Raw genomic sequence first — 16,872 nt, 5'->3', positions numbered from 1 at the left:
GATTTGAGAGTCCACAAAAAAATCCAGGCAGTTCCAGCAAATGAGGACATCGTGAGCGCACCAACCACACGACCCCCGGATCGGTCGGCGAACCCGCCGTACGGGGATTTGGCCGAGGCCAACGCTGCGCAATCCGCGGCGAAGGCAGCCGGTCACGGCCAGTCAAGCCAGCCCAAGAAGGTTGCCCCGCAACAACTGACCGGAGCTCAGTCGGTCATCCGGTCGTTGGAGGAGCTCGACGTCGAGGTCATCTTCGGCATTCCCGGCGGAGCCGTGTTGCCGGTCTACGATCCGCTTTTCGACTCGCAGAAGCTCCGTCACGTCCTCGTCCGCCACGAGCAGGGCGCGGGACATGCGGCCAGTGGATACGCTCACGCGACCGGCAAGGTCGGTGTGTGCATGGCGACGTCGGGGCCCGGCGCCACCAACCTGGTGACGCCGCTCGCCGACGCGCACATGGACTCGATTCCTGTGGTCGCGGTCACGGGTCAGGTCGGACGCGCCCTGATCGGTACCGACGCCTTCCAGGAAGCCGACATCTCGGGCATCACGATGCCGATCACCAAGCACAACTTCCTGGTGCGCAACGGCGACGACATCCCGCGGGTGATGGCCGAGGCCTTCCACATCGCCCGCTCCGGGCGTCCCGGTCCGGTGCTGGTCGACATTCCTAAGGACGTGTTGCAGGGGCAGTGCACGTTCAGCTGGCCGCCGCGCTTCGAGCTGCCGGGCTACAAGCCGAACACCAAGCCGCACAATCGCCAGATCCGCGAAGCGGCCAAGCTCATCGCCGCGGCCCGCAAGCCCGTCCTTTACGTCGGCGGCGGCGTCATCCGTGGCGAAGCCACCGACGAGCTGATGGATCTGGCGGAGCTGACCGGCATCCCGGTGGTCACCACCCTGATGGCGCGTGGCGCGTTCCCCGACAGCCACCCGCAGAACCTCGGCATGCCGGGCATGCACGGCACGGTCGCCGCGGTGGCCGCGCTGCAGCGCAGCGATCTACTGATTGCGCTCGGCACTCGATTCGACGACCGGGTCACTGGCAGGCTGGACTCGTTCGCGCCGGAGGCCAAGGTCATTCACGCCGACATCGACCCCGCCGAGATCGGCAAGAACCGCAACGCCGACGTCCCGATCGTGGGTGACGTCAAGGCCGTCATCACCGATCTGATCGAGGCGCTGCGTCGCGACGGGACGGTCGTCGGGTCCATCAAGATGGACAACTGGTGGGAGTATCTGCGCGGCGTGCAGTCGACGTTCCCGCTGAGCTACGGGCCGCAGAGTGACGGCAGCCTGTCGCCGGAGTACGTGATCGAGCAGCTGGGCAAGATCGCCGGTCCCGATGCCGTGTACGTGGCAGGTGTTGGGCAGCACCAGATGTGGGCGGCGCAGTTCATCAAGTATGAAAATCCGCGGACGTGGCTGAACTCCGGCGGCCTCGGCACCATGGGCTACGCGGTTCCCGCCGCGATGGGCGCGAAGTTCGCACGCCCGGATGCCGAGGTGTGGGCGATCGACGGGGACGGCTGCTTCCAGATGACCAACCAGGAGTTGGCCACCTGCGCTGTCGAGGGCGCTCCGATCAAGGTCGCCATCATCAACAACGGCAACCTGGGCATGGTGCGCCAGTGGCAGACGCTGTTCTACGGAGAGCGGTACAGCCAGACGGACCTGGCCACCCACAGCCATCGCATCCCCGATTTCGTCAAGCTCGCCGAGGCCCTCGGCTGCGTCGGATTGCGTTGTGAGCGCGCCGAAGACGTCGTCGACGTGATCAACCAGGCCCGCGCCATCAACGATCGGCCGGTGGTGATCGACTTCATCGTCGGCGCCGACGCGCAGGTGTGGCCGATGGTGGCCGCAGGTATGAGCAACGACGAGATCCAGGCCGCCCGCGGAATCCGGCCGCTGTTCGACGATCCCGAAGAAGGGCACGCGTGATGAGCACCCGAGGACGAGTGGGAGTCGCGGCATGAGCACAGCTCCAACACATACGCTGTCGGTTCTCGTCGAGGACAAGCCCGGCGTGCTGGCCCGCGTGGCATCGTTGTTCTCGCGGCGCGGCTACAACATTCAGTCGCTTGCCGTCGGCGCCACCGAGCAGAAGAACATGTCGCGGATGACCATCGTGGTCAGCGTGGACGAGTCGCCGCTCGAGCAGATCACCAAACAGCTCAACAAGCTGATCAACGTGATCAAGATCGTCGAGCAGGACGATGACAACAACGTCTCGCGCGAACTGGCCCTGGTCAAGGTGCGCGCCGACGCCACCACCCGCGGCCAGGTGATCGAAGCGGTGAACCTGTTCCGCGCCAAGGTCGTCGACGTGTCGACGGAGTCATTGACGATCGAGGCGACCGGCACGCCTGCAAAGCTGGAAGCGTTTCTGCGAGTGCTGGAGCCATACGGTATCCGCGAACTCGCGCAGTCCGGAGTGGTGTCGCTATCGCGCGGCCCGCGCGGCATCGGCACCATCAAGTAACCCGAAATCAGTTGGAAGAGAAGGAAATACAGTGGCAGTTGAGATGTTCTATGACGACGACGCGGACCTGTCGATCATCCAGGGGCGCAAGGTCGGCGTCATCGGCTATGGCAGCCAGGGTCACGCGCACTCGCTGAGCCTGCGCGATTCGGGCGTCGAGGTGAAGGTCGGGCTGAAGGAAGGCTCGAAATCCCGGGCGAAGGTCACCGACCAGGGCCTCGACGTGGACACCCCCGCCGAGGTCGCCAAGTGGGCCGACGTCATCATGCTGCTGGCACCCGACACCGCGCAGGCCGAAATCTTCTCCAGCGACATCGAGCCGAATCTCGAGGACGGCAATGCGCTGTTCTTCGGGCACGGCCTCAACATCCATTTTGACCTGATCAAGCCGCCGGCCAACGTCACCATCGGAATGGTCGCGCCGAAGGGGCCGGGCCACCTGGTGCGCAGGCAGTTCGTCGACGGCAAGGGCGTGCCGTGCCTCATCGCCGTCGAACAGGATCCCAAGGGCGAGGGCCAGGCGCTCACACTGTCCTACGCCAAAGCCATCGGCGGTACTCGCGCCGGCGTCATCAAGACCACGTTCAAGGACGAGACCGAGACCGACCTGTTCGGCGAGCAGGCAGTGCTGTGCGGCGGCACCGAGGAGCTGGTGAAGACCGGCTTCGACGTGATGGTGGAGGCCGGATACGCCCCCGAGTTGGCGTATTTCGAGGTGCTGCACGAGCTGAAGCTGATCGTCGACCTGATGTACGAGGGTGGCATCGCCCGGATGAACTACTCGGTGTCTGACACCGCGGAGTTCGGCGGCTATCTCTCGGGTCCGCGGGTCATCGACGCCGACACCAAGAAGCGGATGGAGCAGATCCTCTCCGAGATCCAGGACGGCACCTTCGTCAAGAAGCTGGTGGCCAATGTGGAGGGCGGCAACAAGCAGCTCGAGGAGCTGCGCAAGCAGAACGCCGAGCACCCGATCGAGGTGACCGGCAAGAAGCTGCGCGACCTGATGAGCTGGGTCGACCGCCCCATCACCGAAACCGCGTAGCCGTCTCAGCGATTTCGGCGCGCTCGCGTGCGCTGAGCGTCGATGAGCGCGCCGAAATCGCAATCAGGCGGGGGACGACCACGGGAAGTTGATCCAGCGGTCGGTGTGGCGCCAGACGTATTCGCAGTCGATGCTCGACCGCGGCTTCTGGTACAGCACCGCGCAGCGGGCGTCGGCGACATGGTCGGCGCAGAAATCGCGCACCAGACGCAGCGTCTCGCCGGTGTCGGCGACGTCATCGGCGATCAGCACGCGCGCGCCGGCAAGGTCGACGGTGTTGGGTACCGGTGGGAGCACGACCGGCACGTCAAGGCGCTCATCCACCCCGGTGTAGAACTCCACGTTCATGACGGCGACGTTCTTCACGCCCAACGTGTAGCTGAGCGCGCCCGCAACGAAAAGTCCGCCGCGCGCGACCGCGAGGATGAGGTCGGGCGCGAAGCCGTCTGCTGCCACGCCTGCCGCCAATTCGTCTGCGGCGGAACCGAACAACTGCCACGACAGGTCCTCCCGGTCGGCCGTCACGGTGCCAGCTTCGGCAGTGCTCCGATACCGAACTCTTTCCGCAACACCGTGCGCGCGGCGTAGTAGCCCGCCATGCCGTGCACGCCGGTGCCGGGTGGCGTCGCCGACGAGCACAGGTACGCCTTCGGAATCGGGGTCGTCCACGGATTCATGCGCAGCGTCGGCCCGATCATCGCGGCGAACAGGGTAGCGCCGCCGACGATGATGTCGCCTCCGACGTAATTCGCGTTGTGATGCGACATCTGGGAGGCGGGCACGCAATGCGATGAAACCACCAGATCCCGAAACCCCGGAGCGGCGTCCTCGAACATCCCGGTGATCGTCTCGGTGAGGTCGGCGGTTGACCCCGATGGCACGTGTGCATACGTCCACAACGGCCTGCGGCCCTGATCGTCGATGCGCGACGGGTCGGCCAGGTGCGGCAGCGCGACCAGTGTCATCGGCCATTCGGCGTGCCGTCCGGCCGCGATTTCACGTTCGGCAAGGGCCATCTGTGCCCTCGTCCCACCCAGATGCACGGTCGGCGACTGGCCGACCCGCGTGTCACGCCATCCGATCTCGCCCGACAGCACGAAGTCGACCTTGCATACGCCGGGCCCGAATCGATAGCGGCGCAATGCCTTCGCATACCGTGACGGAACAGCATCGCCATAGATATCCAGCAGCGCCGTTGGTGCGGTGTCGTAGATCGCCACGCCCTCTGGCGGGGCGGTGACGGGTTCACCCACCACCAGTTCGCCACCGTGGGAGCGCAGATCGGCGATCAACGCGTCGGGGATCATCTGCGTTCCACCAACCGGCACCGGCCAGCCCACCGTGTGCGCCAACGTGCCCAGCATGACCCCCGCACCACTGTTGACCGGCGACGGCATCGTCGAAATGGCGTGCGTGCCAACGCCGGTGAACAGTGCACGGGCGTCCTCGCCGCGCAGCAGACTCCATGCGGGGCTGCCCTGGGTGAGCACCCGAAGACCGGCGCGCACCGTCGTCGGCAGATCCGGCGGCAGGGACCGCTTGTCGCCGAGGAAGAATCCCAGCACTCCGTCCACGTGTTCGGTCAACGGGCCGAAGAGTCGTCGCCACGACGCGCCGTCGTCGAGCTCCTCACAGGTGCGATCCAGCGATCGGTAGGCCACCGCGGCGGTCCCGTCGGGCAGGGGATTGGCGTAGGACGTCTCCGGTGCGACGAGCTGCACGCCGCGCGCCGCGAGGTCGAACTCGGCGAAGAACGGCGAGGCCAGCCCCAGCGGATGCACCGCCGAGCAGACGTCGTGGAGCACGCCGGGGAATTCGGGGTCGGGCGCGCTGCGGGCACCACCACCCGCGGTCGGCTGTCCCTCGATCACCCGCACCGACAGGCCTGCTCGCGCGCAAATGACGGCCGCGGCCAGGCCGTTGGGTCCACTGCCGACGACGGTCACGTCCACGCTTGTGATTCTCCCGCCCCCCGACCAAAGATTCGAGCCTATTAGGCTGGCCGGGTGAGTCTTCCCGTTGTACTAATTGCCGACAAACTGGCCGAATCCACTGTGGCAGCGCTCGGTGACCAGGTGGAGGTCCGCTGGGTGGACGGCCCCGATCGCGAAAAGCTGCTGGCCGCGGTGCCAGAGGCCGACGCGCTGCTGGTCCGCTCCGCAACCACCGTCGACGCCGAGGTGTTGGCCGCGGCGCCCAAACTCAAGATCGTCGCGCGGGCCGGCGTCGGCCTGGACAACGTCGATGTCGACGCCGCCACCGCGCGCGGCGTGCTGGTGGTGAACGCGCCGACGTCGAACATCCACAGCGCCGCAGAGCACGCGCTCGCGCTGATGCTGGCCGCCGCGCGCCAGATCGCCCCCGCCGACGCGTCGCTGCGTGCACACACCTGGAAGCGGTCGTCGTTTTCGGGCACCGAGATCTACGGCAAGACCGTCGGCGTAGTCGGGCTCGGACGGATCGGGCAGCTCGTCGCCCAGCGCCTTGCGGCATTCGGTACGCACATCCTGGCCTACGACCCGTATGTGTCGTCCGCCCGCGCCGCGCAGCTCGGGATCGAACTCGTGTCGCTCGACGAGCTGCTGTCGCGGTCGGACTTCATCTCCGTGCACCTGCCGAAGACGCCGGAGACCGCCGGCCTCATCGGCAAGGAGGCCCTGGCTAGGACCAAGCCGGGGGTCATCATCGTCAATGCCGCACGCGGAGGTCTCGTCGACGAGGAGGCGCTCGCCGAAGCGGTCTCCAGCGGTCATGTTCGTGGCGCGGGGCTGGATGTGTTCGCCAGCGAGCCGACGACCGACAGCCCGCTGTTCGACCTCCCGCAGGTCGTCGTCACCCCGCACCTCGGCGCATCGACAGCCGAGGCGCAGGACCGGGCCGGCACCGATGTCGCCGAAAGTGTGAAGCTGGCACTGGCAGGCGAGTTCGTGCCGGATGCGGTGAACGTCGGCGGCGGCGTCGTCGGCGAGGAAGTGGCGCCGTGGCTGGACCTTGTGCGCAAGCTTGGGCTCCTGATCGGCGTGCTCTCGGCCGAGTTGCCGGTGTCGATTTCGGTTCAGGTGCGCGGTGAACTTGCCGCCGAAGATGTTGGGGTGCTGCGACTTTCAGCGTTGCGTGGGCTGTTCTCCTCGGTGATCGAGGACCCGGTGACATTCGTCAACGCACCCGCGTTGGCCGCCGAGCGCGGTGTCGAGGCGAGTATCAGCACCGCCACCGAGAGCCCTAATCACCGCAGCGTCGTCGACGTGCGCGCCGTGTGCTCCGACGGCCAGGTCGCCAATGTGGCTGGCACGTTGTCGGGTCCGCAGCAGGTCGAGAAGATCGTCGCGATCAACGGCCGCAACTTCGACCTGCGCGCCGAGGGCATCAACCTGATCATCAACTACGACGACCAACCGGGAACGCTGGGCAAGATCGGCACGCTGCTCGGTTCCGCCGGGGTCAACATCCACGCCGCACAGCTCAGCGAGGACACCGAGGGTGAGAGCGCGACGATCCTGATGCGCATCGACCGGGACGTCCCTGCGGATCTGCGTGCGGAGATCGCCGACGCCGTCGGTGCCAACCTGCTGGAAGTGGTGGACCTGGCATGAAATTGGCGGTGATTGCCGGCGACGGTATCGGACCTGAGGTCATCGGCGAGGCGCTCAAGGTGCTCGACGTGGTGCTGCCCGGCGTCGAGAAGACGGAGTACGACCTCGGGGCTCGGCGCTACCACGCGACGGGGGAGGCCCTGCCAGATGGTGTTGTCGACGAGCTGAGGGCTCATGACGCGATTCTGTTGGGCGCCATCGGCGATCCCTCCGTGCCCAGCGGTGTGCTCGAACGCGGGTTGTTGCTCACGTTGCGTTTCCAACTCGACCACCACGTGAATCTCCGTCCATCCAAGCTGTATCCGGGCGTCGACAGCCCGCTGGCGGGTAATCCGCCGATCGACTTCGTGGTCGTGCGCGAGGGAACCGAGGGCCCCTACACCGGCACCGGTGGCGTCATCCGTGTCGGCACACCGCACGAGGTGGCCACCGAGGTCAGCCTGAACACCGCGTTCGGTGTCGAGCGCGTCGCCCGCTACGCCTTCGCGCTCGCGGCTGCGCGCCGAAAGCACCTGACGCTGGTGCACAAAACCAACGTGCTGAGCTTCGCGGGCAGGTTGTGGTCGCGCGTGGTCGACGAGGTGGGCCGCGACTATCCCGACATCGAGGTCGCCTATCAGCACATCGACGCGGCCACCATCCATATGGTGACCGATCCGGGCCGGTTCGACGTCATCGTCACCGACAACCTTTTCGGCGACATCATCACCGACCTGGCCGCCGCGGTGTCCGGCGGTATCGGGCTGGCGGCCAGCGGCAATATCGACGCCACCCGCACCAATCCGTCGATGTTCGAACCCGTGCACGGAAGCGCGCCCGACATCGCCGGTCAGGGTATCGCCGACCCGACGGCGGCGATCACATCGGTGGCTCTGCTCCTATCGCATGTCGGTGAGGCCGACGCCGCGGCGCGTGTCGACAAGGCCGTCGAGCAACATCTGGCGACTCGCGGTGACGCGAAGTTGTCGACGACGGAGGTCAGCGAACGGATCATCGCAAGCCTGTAGGCGCGCCGGTGGCGACGCTGCGGCGACAGTGCTGGCTGTTTGCGATCGGTTCGACGTTGTTCGCGATCGCCACGCTGCCTGGGATGTCTGCGACTGTGGGTGCCGGGTTGTGCAACCTGCTGTGTTTCATCGGCTCATGGTTCTTCACGACGGCGGGATGGATGCAGCTGGTATTGGCCCGGCCTGCGCTCGGGATCGGGTGGTTCTCGGCGGCAACGCAATTCGTCGGCACGATCCTGTTCAACATCAGCACCGGCGCTTCGCTGTGGGCACACGCGGTGGAACCCGAACGGCGACTGGTGTGGGCGCCCGACATGTTCGGCTCGTTCGCCTTCTTGGTGAGCGGAGTGCTCGGGGTCGTTGCGGTGGCGGCGGTCGTCGGATACATCGAGCTGAAATCCCGCGACTGGCAAGCGGAGTGGATCAACATGATCGGCTGCGTGGCCTTCGGCGTCTCCGCGCTCGGCGCGTTCGTCACCGACTCCGGTGTGACCGAGGACGCGGTGTTGGCCAACGCGGGCACTTTCGTCGGTGCACTGTGTTTCCTGGTGGCGGCGCTGGAGGTGCTGCCGCGAGGAACTGAGCCCAAAGACGCAGGCCGACGCTAGCGCTCGTGCACGGACTCGACGGTGTACAGGTGCGGGTCGAAGCTGACCGCCAATGCGGCAGCCGTCGCCATGTGCTTGCGCGCGGTGGCGTCGGACAACATCGCTTGGTAGGCCTCGGCACTGTCCCACTGCGCGTAATTGACGACACGGGTGCGATCGGTGCTCAGGTGGATGTTGGCCGACCGAAACCCCGGCTGATGCGCCATGACGTCCTCGGTCGCCGACGCCAACAACGTGGCCAGCTCGTCTGCCCTTTGCGGATCGACGGTGAAAACGTTGATGAGGGTTGCGCAGTCGCTGTTCTCGCGGATTGTGGTCATGCTCGCTCCTATGTCAGGTTCCTTACAACATCACGGTACCACTGATGTAAGGTTCCTGTCATGAGGGTGTCCGATACCGAACGAGCAGTCGGGTATCTCGTCAAACGCGTGCAACAGTCCGTCCGCCGCCGATGTGATGCCGCGCTGCGGCCAACGGGACTTTCGATGGCCCAGTACGCCGCGATGCGTGCGCTTGCCGATCATCCGGAAGCATCGGCTTCTGAGTTGGCTCGGCTGTGCTTCGTGACGCGACAATCGCTACAGGATCTGCTCGCAGGCTTGAGGTCGTCGGGATTCGTCAGGGATGCCAAGGTGCCACCGCGCGGTCGCGCGCGCTCCCTTGAGTTGACTCCGACCGGCGCCAACGCGCTGAGCGCGGCCCACACCGCGGTGATGGCGGTGGAATCGCGCATGCTCGAGGGAATCTCGGTGAGTGCGCAACGCCAACTGAGTGCATCCCTTGACCGGTGCGCTCAAAACCTGGAGGCCGAGTAGGCGTGTCCTACTGCGGCTTGTCGTCCACCTTGAGGTCGAACTTGACGTCGGTGCCTTCGACCTTGGTCACGTTCACGTCCACGCCGTAGGTTTTGCCCGCGTCGTTGAGGGTGCAGCGGGTCGTGGCGCCGACTTCGCCCTTGAGGTCGTCGGGACAATCGACGGATTCGGGCGCTCGCCCGACCTGTTTCTCGAGTTGGGCCGAGATCTCTTTGGCGAGGTCGTTCTTGTCCACCGAGACGCCGCTCCCGGCGGAGAAGGAGCACGCCACTGCGGTCGCCACCGCAGCAGCGGCCCACGCCATCGAACCGACAAGTCGCCGCATTGCTACCTCCTAGTGCGGGCTATTGCCACTACGTTTGCGGAGCACTCTGCCATATCGTGTCGACGCTGGTGTGCAGTCTGATCACAAACCTTGGACTATTTGCGACAGTTACATGGTCCCGACGCGCCGGTCTCCTAGCCGCGATCGCTAAGCGGATCGGCAGCGACGGGAACCAGCGGTATCGCGATCACCGGGAAGAGTGCGCACACCGCGAACGCGGCGGCATACCCCGCGACGCCGATCAACGCGCCGAACAACGGGGGTGCGATGCCCGCGGTCAGGAGTTGGCTGGTGTTCTGCGTGCCGAGGGCCCGCCCGCTCCAGAACGGTCCGGCGATCTCGGCGATCGCGGTGAACGCTAACCCGTTGTCGGACACGGTGATCACCGATGCGACGATCACCATCGCGACGCTGATCGGCGAGTTCAGCCAGTCGGTCACCGCCAACAGGCCCATCGATGCGGCCGCGGCGAGCGCGATGACGCGGATCGGCTTCAGCCGCGAGCCCGCGACGTCCGACCACCGGCCCGCCGCTATCCGGCCCGCCGCGCCGAGCACCTGCGCGAGCGTCACAAGCAGGCCTGCCGAACTCGCCGACCAGCCGCGTTCGACCATCAACCAGACCAACGTAAACGTCCATACCACCACCTGCGGCGCAACCAGAAGCACCGATACCGCATGGATACGCCACAGTGTCGTCGAGCCCCGATACGGATTGGCGAGCTCGTGCTCGGCGGCCTCCGCGCGCGGCGGGCGGGGCGGATCCTTCACGGCCACCGCGCTTACCACGGCGGCCACCGCGCACACCACGGCCGGAAACAGCAGTGCGGTCGAAACGCCGTAGTTCTCCGCCAGCCGTGGAATCACCAAGGCGCCCAGGCCTACTCCCAACGGTTGGGCCGTCTGCCGGATGCCCATCACGAGGCCGCGCTGTTGCGGCGGGAACCAACCCACCACCAGCCGGCCGCTGGCGGTGTTGCTGCTTGCTGCCGCCATTCCACCCAGAAGCAGAAACGCGCCGACCCCGACCAGCGAGTGCGCAGATGCCGCCGCGAACGCCGCAGCCGCGGTCAGCGCGGAGCCAACGGCCAGCACGACGCGTTCGCCTATCCGGTCCACGACATAGCCCCACGCGATCAGGGTGAACACCATGCCGAAGCTCGGCATCGACGACAACAAGCCCGCCGCGGCCAGGTCGAGTCCGCGTTCGGTGTGCAACGTCGGAATCAGAAATGCCGCACCGTTGATGAACACATTCGCGAACAACGTCGCCGTCAGTGCGATCGCGAGCATCGACCAGCGCCGCGCGGTGCCGATGTTCTCCACCGTCATGCCGAATATCGTCGCATAAGCGTCTCAGCATATTGAACAGCAATCTCAAATAGTGAGAACAGCGAAGCAAGGAGTGGCTGCCGACGGCCGCGGTGCCGCCCACTAGGCTGGGACGATGCGCCTAGGCCGAATCGCCAGCCCCGACGGGGTCGCCTTCGTCAGTGTCGAGGGATCGCCCGACGACCCCGCAGCCGTCGTCAGGGAGATCGCCGAGCATCCGTTCGGCAACCCCACCTTCACGGGGCGGCAATGGCCGCTGGCCGACGTCCGGTTGCTCGCGCCGATCCTGGCCAGCAAGGTGGTCTGCATCGGCAAGAACTACGCCGCACACATCGCGGAGATGGGCGGCGGTGAGTTCGCCGACCCGATCATCTTCATGAAGCCCAACACCGCGATCGTCGGGCCGAATGTACCGATCCAGTTGCCCGCCGACGCAAACCCGGTGCACTTCGAGGGGGAGCTGGCGGCTGTCATCGGCAGGCCGTGCAAGGACGTGCCCGCAGCCCAGGTGGCCCAGAACATCCTCGGCTACACCATCGCCAACGATGTTTCGGCACGCGATCAGCAGAAAAAGGACGGCCAGTGGACTCGCGCCAAGGGCCACGACACCTTCTGTCCCGTCGGGCCCTGGATCGCGACCGACGTCGATCCGAGCGACCTCGCGATCCGCACCGAGGTCAACGGCGAAGTCAAGCAGGACAGCCGGACGTCGAACATGATCCACGACGTCGGCGCGATCGTGGAATGGATCTCGGCGGTGATGACGCTGCTGCCCGGTGACCTCATCCTCACGGGGACGCCCGATGGCGTCGGACCGATCGAGGACGGCGACACCGTGAGCATCACCATCGAGGGGATCGGGACGTTGACCAATCCCGTTGTGCGCAAGGCGAAGCCATGACAGCTGCGGACGCAGCACGCAGCGATACGACAGTTCGGGTGAGGTTCTGCCCGTCGCCGACCGGCACACCGCACGTCGGCCTGATCCGCACCGCGTTGTTCAACTGGGCGTACGCACGCCACACGGGTGGCGACTTCGTGTTCCGGCTCGAAGACACCGACGCCGAACGCGACAGCGAGGAAAGCTATCTCGCGCTTCTGGACGCGCTGAACTGGCTTGGGCTGAATTACGACGAGGGCCCAGAGGTCGGTGGACCCCACGGTCCCTACCGCCAGTCCGAGCGCCGCGACATCTACCGCGACGTGCTGGCGCGACTGGTTGCGGCGGGGGAGGTGTATGAGGCGTACTCCACACCCGAGGAGGTGGAGGCCCGCCATCTCGCCGCGGGCCGCAACCCGAAACTCGGCTACGACAACTTCGATCGCGACCTCACCGATGAACAGCGTGCCGCCCTGCGCAAGGAGGGCCGCAGGCCGGTGCTGCGGCTGCGGATGCCCGACGACGCGATCACCTGGACCGACCTGGTCCGCGGCGAAACGACATTCGCGCCAGGCACCGTGCCGGACTACGCGCTGACCCGTGGCAGCGGGGATCCGCTGTACACGTTGGTCAACCCGGTCGACGACGCGCTGATGAAGATCACCCACGTGCTGCGCGGCGAAGACCTGTTGTCGTCCACGCCGCGGCAGATCGCGCTGTACCGGGCGCTGATGCGCATCGGTGTGGCCGAACGCATCCCGGAGTTCGGGCATCTGCCCGCCGTGCTCGGCGAGGGCACCAAGAAACTGTCCAAGCGCGACCCGCAGTCAAATCTGTTCCTGCACCGCGACCGTGGCTTCATCCCCGAGGGGCTGCTGAATTACCTGGCGCTGCTGGGCTGGTCGATCGCCGACGACCGCGACGTGTTCAGCCTCGACGAGATGGTCGCGGCCTTCGATGTGACCGACGTCAACTCCAACCCGGCCCGCTTCGATCAGAAGAAGGCCGATGCGCTGAACGCCGATCACATTCGGCTGCTGAGCGAGCAGGACTTCACCCAACGGCTGAGGGCGTACTTCGAGGCCCACGCGTATGACACCGGATGCGACGATGAACAGTTCGCCGAGGCCGCGCGGCTGGTGCAGACCCGCATCGTCGTGCTCGCCGACGCGTGGGACCTGTTGAAGTTCCTCAACGACGACGAGTTCGCGCTCGACGAGAAGGCGGCGGCCAAGGAGCTGCGCGCCGAGGCGGGCCCGGTGCTCGACGCCGCGATCAGCGCACTCGGGGGCGTCGACGAGTGGAAGACCGACAAAATCGAAGAGGCCCTCAAGGTTGCGCTGCTGGAGAACTTGGCGGTCAAGCCGCGCAAGGCCTTCGGCCCGGTCCGGGTTGCCGCAACCGGAGCATCGATCAGCCCGCCGCTGTTCGAGTCGCTCGAGCTGCTCGGCCGCGACCGCAGCCTGCACCGGCTCGCCGCAGGTCGCGAACGTGCCGCGGCGGCAGCGGCCGACGGGTGAGAAAACCGATCCGGAATCTTTGGTAATCTGCACGTCGGCCCGGCATCACAGGCATGTTGCCCTTCAACTGTCTGCGGAGTCGGAAAATAGCGTGTGACCAGCGGTTACAGGCGGCCGATGGGGTATGGTGTAATTGGCAACACAGCGGTTTCTGGTACCGCCATTCTAGGTTCGAGTCCTGGTACCCCAGCAGCGCGAACGAATTGGGTCGGCTTTGGCTCCTGAGCTATGCTGACCCTTCGAAAGTTCTAGCCCCCGTCGTCTAGCGGCCTAGGACGCCGCCCTCTCACGGCGGTAGCGTGGGTTCGAATCCCATCGGGGGTACAAGCGAGTGAGCCGAGAGACACGAGAGCTTGCTCTCGGTGTCCGAGGCGATTGAGCTTGTTGACGAGCGCGTTCGGAGAACGCGCGAGGATCACAAGAGTTAAAGCCGACGGGCAGACTCTTACAACCTTCTTGTCAACGCGTCGGCGGCCGCCAACAGGTCTGCCGCCCACCGTGCTCCCGGCCTGCGGCCGATCCGGTCGATCGGACCTGACACCGACACCGCCGCGATCACCTGGCCGCGCCCGTCGCGCACCGGCGCAGAGACACTCGCAACGCCTGGCTCGCGTTCTGCGACGCTTTGCGCCCAGCCGCGCTTGCGCACCTCCGCAAGAGCGCGATCGGTGAACTTGGCCGTTGGCAGCACCGCCTGCTGGGTGGCTGCATCGCTGTAGGCGAGCAGGATCTTGGCTCCCGACCCAGCCGTCATCGGCAGGCGGGTGCCGACGGGCACCGTATCTCTCAGGCCCGCAGGTGGTTCCAAAGCGACAACGCAGATTCGCGACGTGCCCTCGCGGCGGTATAGCTGCACGCTCTCGCCGGTGATCTCCCGCAGCCTCGGCAACACGGCGGCGCCCGCAGCCAACAACGGATCGTTGACCTGACCGGCCAACTCGACGAGTGCGGGCCCGAGCCGCCAGCGGCCCTCGTCGTCGCGGGCGAGCAGCCGGTGAACCTCCAGGCCCGCGGCGAGTCGGTGCGCGGTGGCCCTCGGCAGACCCGTCCGCTCGCACAAGTCCGCAAGTCCGCACGGCGATTCGGCGATCGTGTGCAGCACGCCCACCGCTTTGTCGAGCACGCCGATTCCGCTATCCTGTCTCACAAGGAGATACTAGCGTTCCAGATTGTGAGACAGTCAAGTATGACGAGTGACGCGCGGCCACGCACGATGGCGGAGAAGATATGGGACGACCACGTCGTCGCGATGGGCGAGGGCACCGGCGAGGCCCGCGAACCCGATCTGATCTACATCGACCTACACCTCGTCCACGAGGTGACCAGCCCACAGGCGTTCGATGGGCTTCGGCTCGCCGACCGCGGCGTCCGGCGACCGGATCTGACGATCGCAACCGAGGACCACAACGTGCCGACGATCGACATCGACAAGCCGATCGCCGATCCCATCTCCCGCACTCAGGTCGAAACGCTGCGACGCAACTGCGAAGAGTTCGGCATCCGGTTGCATCCGATGGGCGATCTCGAGCAGGGCATCGTGCACATCATCGGACCGCAACTCGGTCTCACTCAGCCCGGTATGACGATCGTCTGCGGTGACAGTCACACGTCCACCCACGGTGCATTCGGTTCGATCGCGATGGGCATCGGCACGTCGGAGGTCGAGCATGTGCTCGCCACACAGACGCTGCCGTTGCGTCCGTTCAAGACGATGGCGGTCAACGTCGACGGCAAGCTGCCTGCCGGAGTCAGCGCGAAGGACATCATTCTCGCGGTGATCGCGAAGATCGGCACCGGCGGCGGACAGGGTCACGTCATCGAATACCGGGGCAGTGCGATCGAGGCGCTGTCGATGGAAGGCCGGATGACGATCTGCAATATGAGCATCGAGGCCGGCGCGCGCGCAGGCATGGTCGCACCCGACGAGACGACGTATGAATTTCTGTGCGGACGTCCGCACGCGCCGACTGGTGCGGACTGGGATGCGGCCGTCGCGGCGTGGGACCGGTTGCGCACGGACGAGGGCGCCGAATTCGACACCGAGGTGTATCTCGACGCGGCGACGTTGAGCCCGTTCGTCACGTGGGGCACCAACCCTGCGCAGGGCGTGCCGCTGTCGGAAGCCGTGCCCGACCCCGAGTTGATGTTGTCCGACGACGAACGTCAATCCGCCGAGAAGGCATTGGCGTATATGGATCTTCAACCCGGCACGGCCATGCGCGATATCCCGGTGGACGTTGTTTTCGTGGGTTCGTGCACCAATGGGCGGATCGAAGACCTGCGTGTGGTGGCCGACGTACTGCGCGGCCGCAAGGTGGCTGACGGTGTGCGGATGCTCGTGGTGCCCGGTTCCATGCGGGTGCGCGCTCAGGCCGAATCGGAGGGTCTGGGTGAGATATTCACCGCCGCGGGCGCGGAGTGGCGACAAGCCGGTTGCTCGATGTGTCTCGGCATGAACCCCGACCAGCTGTCGCCGGGACAACGGTGCGCGGCGACATCGAACCGGAATTTCGAGGGCCGCCAAGGCAAGGGTGGGCGAACGCATCTGGTGTCGCCCGCCGTCGCCGCCGCGACCGCTGTGCGCGGCACGTTGTCCTCGCCCGCAGACTTGAACCTTTAAAAGGAGACACACCATGGAGCCGTTCCGCACGCATACGGGCATCGGTGTTCCGCTGCGCCGGTCCAATGTCGACACCGATCAGATCATTCCGGCGGTGTACTTGAAGCGGGTCACCCGAACGGGTTTCGAGGACGGACTGTTCGCGTCGTGGCGTAACGATCCGTCGTTCGTCTTGAATCTGAGCCCGTTCGACAAGGGGTCGGTATTGGTTGCCGGACCCGATTTCGGTACGGGTTCGTCGCGCGAACACGCGGTGTGGGCGCTCATGGACTACGGCTTCAGGGTGGTTATCTCATCTCGATTCGGCGACATTTTTCGCGGGAATGCGGGCAAGGCGGGGTTGTTGGCGGCAGAAGTTTCACAAGATGATGTGGAACTGCTGTGGAAGCTGATCGAGCAACAGCCGGGTCTGGAAATCACTGTGAACCTTCAAGATCGGAACGTGGCCGCAGGAACGGTCATGCTGCCGTTCAAGATTGACGATTACACGGCCTGGCGATTGTTCGAAGGACTTGACGATATAGGGCTTAGCCTGCGGAAACTCGATAAAATCGAGTTGTATGAATCCAACCGCCCGGAGTGGAAACCACACACCCTGCCCGCCCGCGGATAGCGGCGAAAGCAACCGAAATTAGGGGTCACC

At 65.8% G+C, this 16,872-nt stretch carries 17 protein-coding genes and 2 tRNA genes; 13 read left to right on the top strand and 6 right to left on the bottom strand.

Annotated features, from left to right (window positions below):
• Positions 1-51: 51 nt before the first annotated feature.
• The 3 genes from D6M19_RS04045 to ilvC are packed head-to-tail and all read left to right on the top strand — an operon-like array spanning position 52 to position 3,530.
• Complete coding sequence (locus D6M19_RS04045) at positions 52-1,944, top strand: acetolactate synthase large subunit (protein ID WP_123023874.1); 1,893 nt, start codon at positions 52-54, stop codon at positions 1,942-1,944.
• A 31-nt stretch (positions 1,945-1,975) separates the two neighbouring features.
• A complete protein-coding gene (gene ilvN / locus D6M19_RS04040) occupies positions 1,976-2,485 on the top strand; it encodes an acetolactate synthase small subunit (protein ID WP_123023873.1) in 510 nt (169 codons plus the stop codon).
• A gap of 43 nt (positions 2,486-2,528) precedes the next feature.
• Positions 2,529-3,530, top strand: a complete 1,002-nt coding sequence (gene ilvC / locus D6M19_RS04035) for a ketol-acid reductoisomerase (RefSeq protein WP_206428450.1) — start codon at positions 2,529-2,531, stop codon at positions 3,528-3,530.
• Positions 3,531-3,593: 63 nt separating this feature from the next.
• On the opposite strand, the gene D6M19_RS04030 is transcribed toward ilvC, so the two are convergent.
• The gene (locus D6M19_RS04030; protein WP_123023871.1) at positions 3,594-4,055 is read right to left on the bottom strand and encodes a phosphoribosyltransferase; all 462 of its coding nucleotides are present in this window, start codon (positions 4,053-4,055) and stop codon (positions 3,594-3,596) included.
• Positions 4,052-5,482: a phytoene desaturase family protein gene (locus D6M19_RS04025; protein WP_123023870.1), complete on the bottom strand. Its 1,431-nt coding sequence runs from the start codon at positions 5,480-5,482 to the stop codon at positions 4,052-4,054. The genes D6M19_RS04030 and D6M19_RS04025 overlap by 4 nt, the downstream gene beginning before the upstream one ends.
• A 54-nt stretch (positions 5,483-5,536) precedes the next feature.
• Here D6M19_RS04025 and serA point away from each other — a divergent pair, with 54 nt between their 5' ends.
• The 3 genes from serA (at position 5,537) to D6M19_RS04010 (ending at position 8,738) form a co-directional block, all read left to right on the top strand.
• On the top strand, positions 5,537-7,123 hold the full coding sequence (gene serA / locus D6M19_RS04020) for a phosphoglycerate dehydrogenase (RefSeq protein ID WP_123023869.1): 1,587 nt from the start codon (positions 5,537-5,539) through the stop codon (positions 7,121-7,123).
• Complete coding sequence (locus D6M19_RS04015) at positions 7,120-8,130, top strand: 3-isopropylmalate dehydrogenase (RefSeq protein WP_123023868.1); 1,011 nt, start codon at positions 7,120-7,122, stop codon at positions 8,128-8,130. Before serA ends, D6M19_RS04015 begins: the two co-directional genes overlap by 4 nt.
• Before the next feature lie 83 nt (positions 8,131-8,213).
• Positions 8,214-8,738, top strand: a complete 525-nt coding sequence (locus tag D6M19_RS04010) for a hypothetical protein (RefSeq protein ID WP_234834689.1) — start codon at positions 8,214-8,216, stop codon at positions 8,736-8,738.
• Here D6M19_RS04010 and D6M19_RS04005 read toward each other — a convergent pair.
• Positions 8,735-9,058: an antibiotic biosynthesis monooxygenase family protein gene (locus tag D6M19_RS04005; protein ID WP_123023866.1), complete on the bottom strand. Its 324-nt coding sequence runs from the start codon at positions 9,056-9,058 to the stop codon at positions 8,735-8,737. The two genes, D6M19_RS04010 and D6M19_RS04005, sit on opposite strands and share 4 nt — an antisense overlap.
• A gap of 60 nt (positions 9,059-9,118) precedes the next feature.
• Between D6M19_RS04005 and D6M19_RS04000 the strand changes: the two genes are divergently transcribed.
• Positions 9,119-9,553: a MarR family winged helix-turn-helix transcriptional regulator gene (locus D6M19_RS04000; RefSeq protein WP_123023865.1), complete on the top strand. Its 435-nt coding sequence runs from the start codon at positions 9,119-9,121 to the stop codon at positions 9,551-9,553.
• Between the two features lie 7 nt (positions 9,554-9,560).
• Here the strand turns inward: D6M19_RS04000 and D6M19_RS03995 are convergent, their stop codons facing one another.
• Positions 9,561-9,878, bottom strand: coding sequence for a DUF4333 domain-containing protein (locus tag D6M19_RS03995; protein ID WP_123023864.1), 318 nt, complete (start codon positions 9,876-9,878; stop codon positions 9,561-9,563).
• Between the two features lie 134 nt (positions 9,879-10,012).
• Entirely contained in the window at positions 10,013-11,209 is a 1,197-nt protein-coding gene (locus D6M19_RS03990; RefSeq protein WP_123023863.1) for an MFS transporter, read from the bottom strand.
• 115 nt (positions 11,210-11,324) lie between these two features.
• Here D6M19_RS03990 and D6M19_RS03985 point away from each other — a divergent pair, with 115 nt between their 5' ends.
• The 4 genes from D6M19_RS03985 (at position 11,325) to D6M19_RS03970 (ending at position 13,933) form a co-directional block, all read left to right on the top strand.
• Positions 11,325-12,110: a fumarylacetoacetate hydrolase family protein gene (locus tag D6M19_RS03985; protein ID WP_123023862.1), complete on the top strand. Its 786-nt coding sequence runs from the start codon at positions 11,325-11,327 to the stop codon at positions 12,108-12,110.
• A complete protein-coding gene (gene gltX / locus D6M19_RS03980; RefSeq protein ID WP_123023861.1) occupies positions 12,107-13,609 on the top strand; it encodes a glutamate--tRNA ligase in 1,503 nt (500 codons plus the stop codon). Before D6M19_RS03985 ends, gltX begins: the two co-directional genes overlap by 4 nt.
• 118 nt (positions 13,610-13,727) lie before the next feature.
• Positions 13,728-13,799: transfer RNA gene (locus D6M19_RS03975), tRNA-Gln, on the top strand.
• Positions 13,800-13,860: 61 nt separating this feature from the next.
• Positions 13,861-13,933 (top strand) — tRNA-Glu (locus D6M19_RS03970).
• Between the two features lie 121 nt (positions 13,934-14,054).
• Here the strand turns inward: D6M19_RS03970 and D6M19_RS03965 are convergent.
• Positions 14,055-14,756 (bottom strand): IclR family transcriptional regulator, encoded by a 702-nt coding sequence (locus D6M19_RS03965; RefSeq protein ID WP_123023860.1) that lies wholly within the window; start codon positions 14,754-14,756, stop codon positions 14,055-14,057.
• A gap of 39 nt (positions 14,757-14,795) precedes the next feature.
• Here D6M19_RS03965 and leuC point away from each other — a divergent pair, with 39 nt between their 5' ends.
• Together leuC and leuD are read left to right on the top strand one after the other, a co-directional pair.
• Complete coding sequence (gene leuC / locus D6M19_RS03960) at positions 14,796-16,229, top strand: 3-isopropylmalate dehydratase large subunit (protein WP_206428441.1); 1,434 nt, start codon at positions 14,796-14,798, stop codon at positions 16,227-16,229.
• Between the two features lie 13 nt (positions 16,230-16,242).
• Positions 16,243-16,842, top strand: a complete 600-nt coding sequence (gene leuD / locus D6M19_RS03955) for a 3-isopropylmalate dehydratase small subunit (protein WP_123023858.1) — start codon at positions 16,243-16,245, stop codon at positions 16,840-16,842.
• Positions 16,843-16,872: the final 30 nt, after the last annotated feature.

It is taken from the genome of Mycolicibacterium stellerae (assembly GCF_003719305.1).
In the GTDB taxonomy this organism is placed as follows: domain Bacteria; phylum Actinomycetota; class Actinomycetes; order Mycobacteriales; family Mycobacteriaceae; genus Mycobacterium; species Mycobacterium stellerae.
Note: the sequence above shows the minus strand (reverse complement) of the source record. Positions and strands in the feature narration are given on the sequence as shown.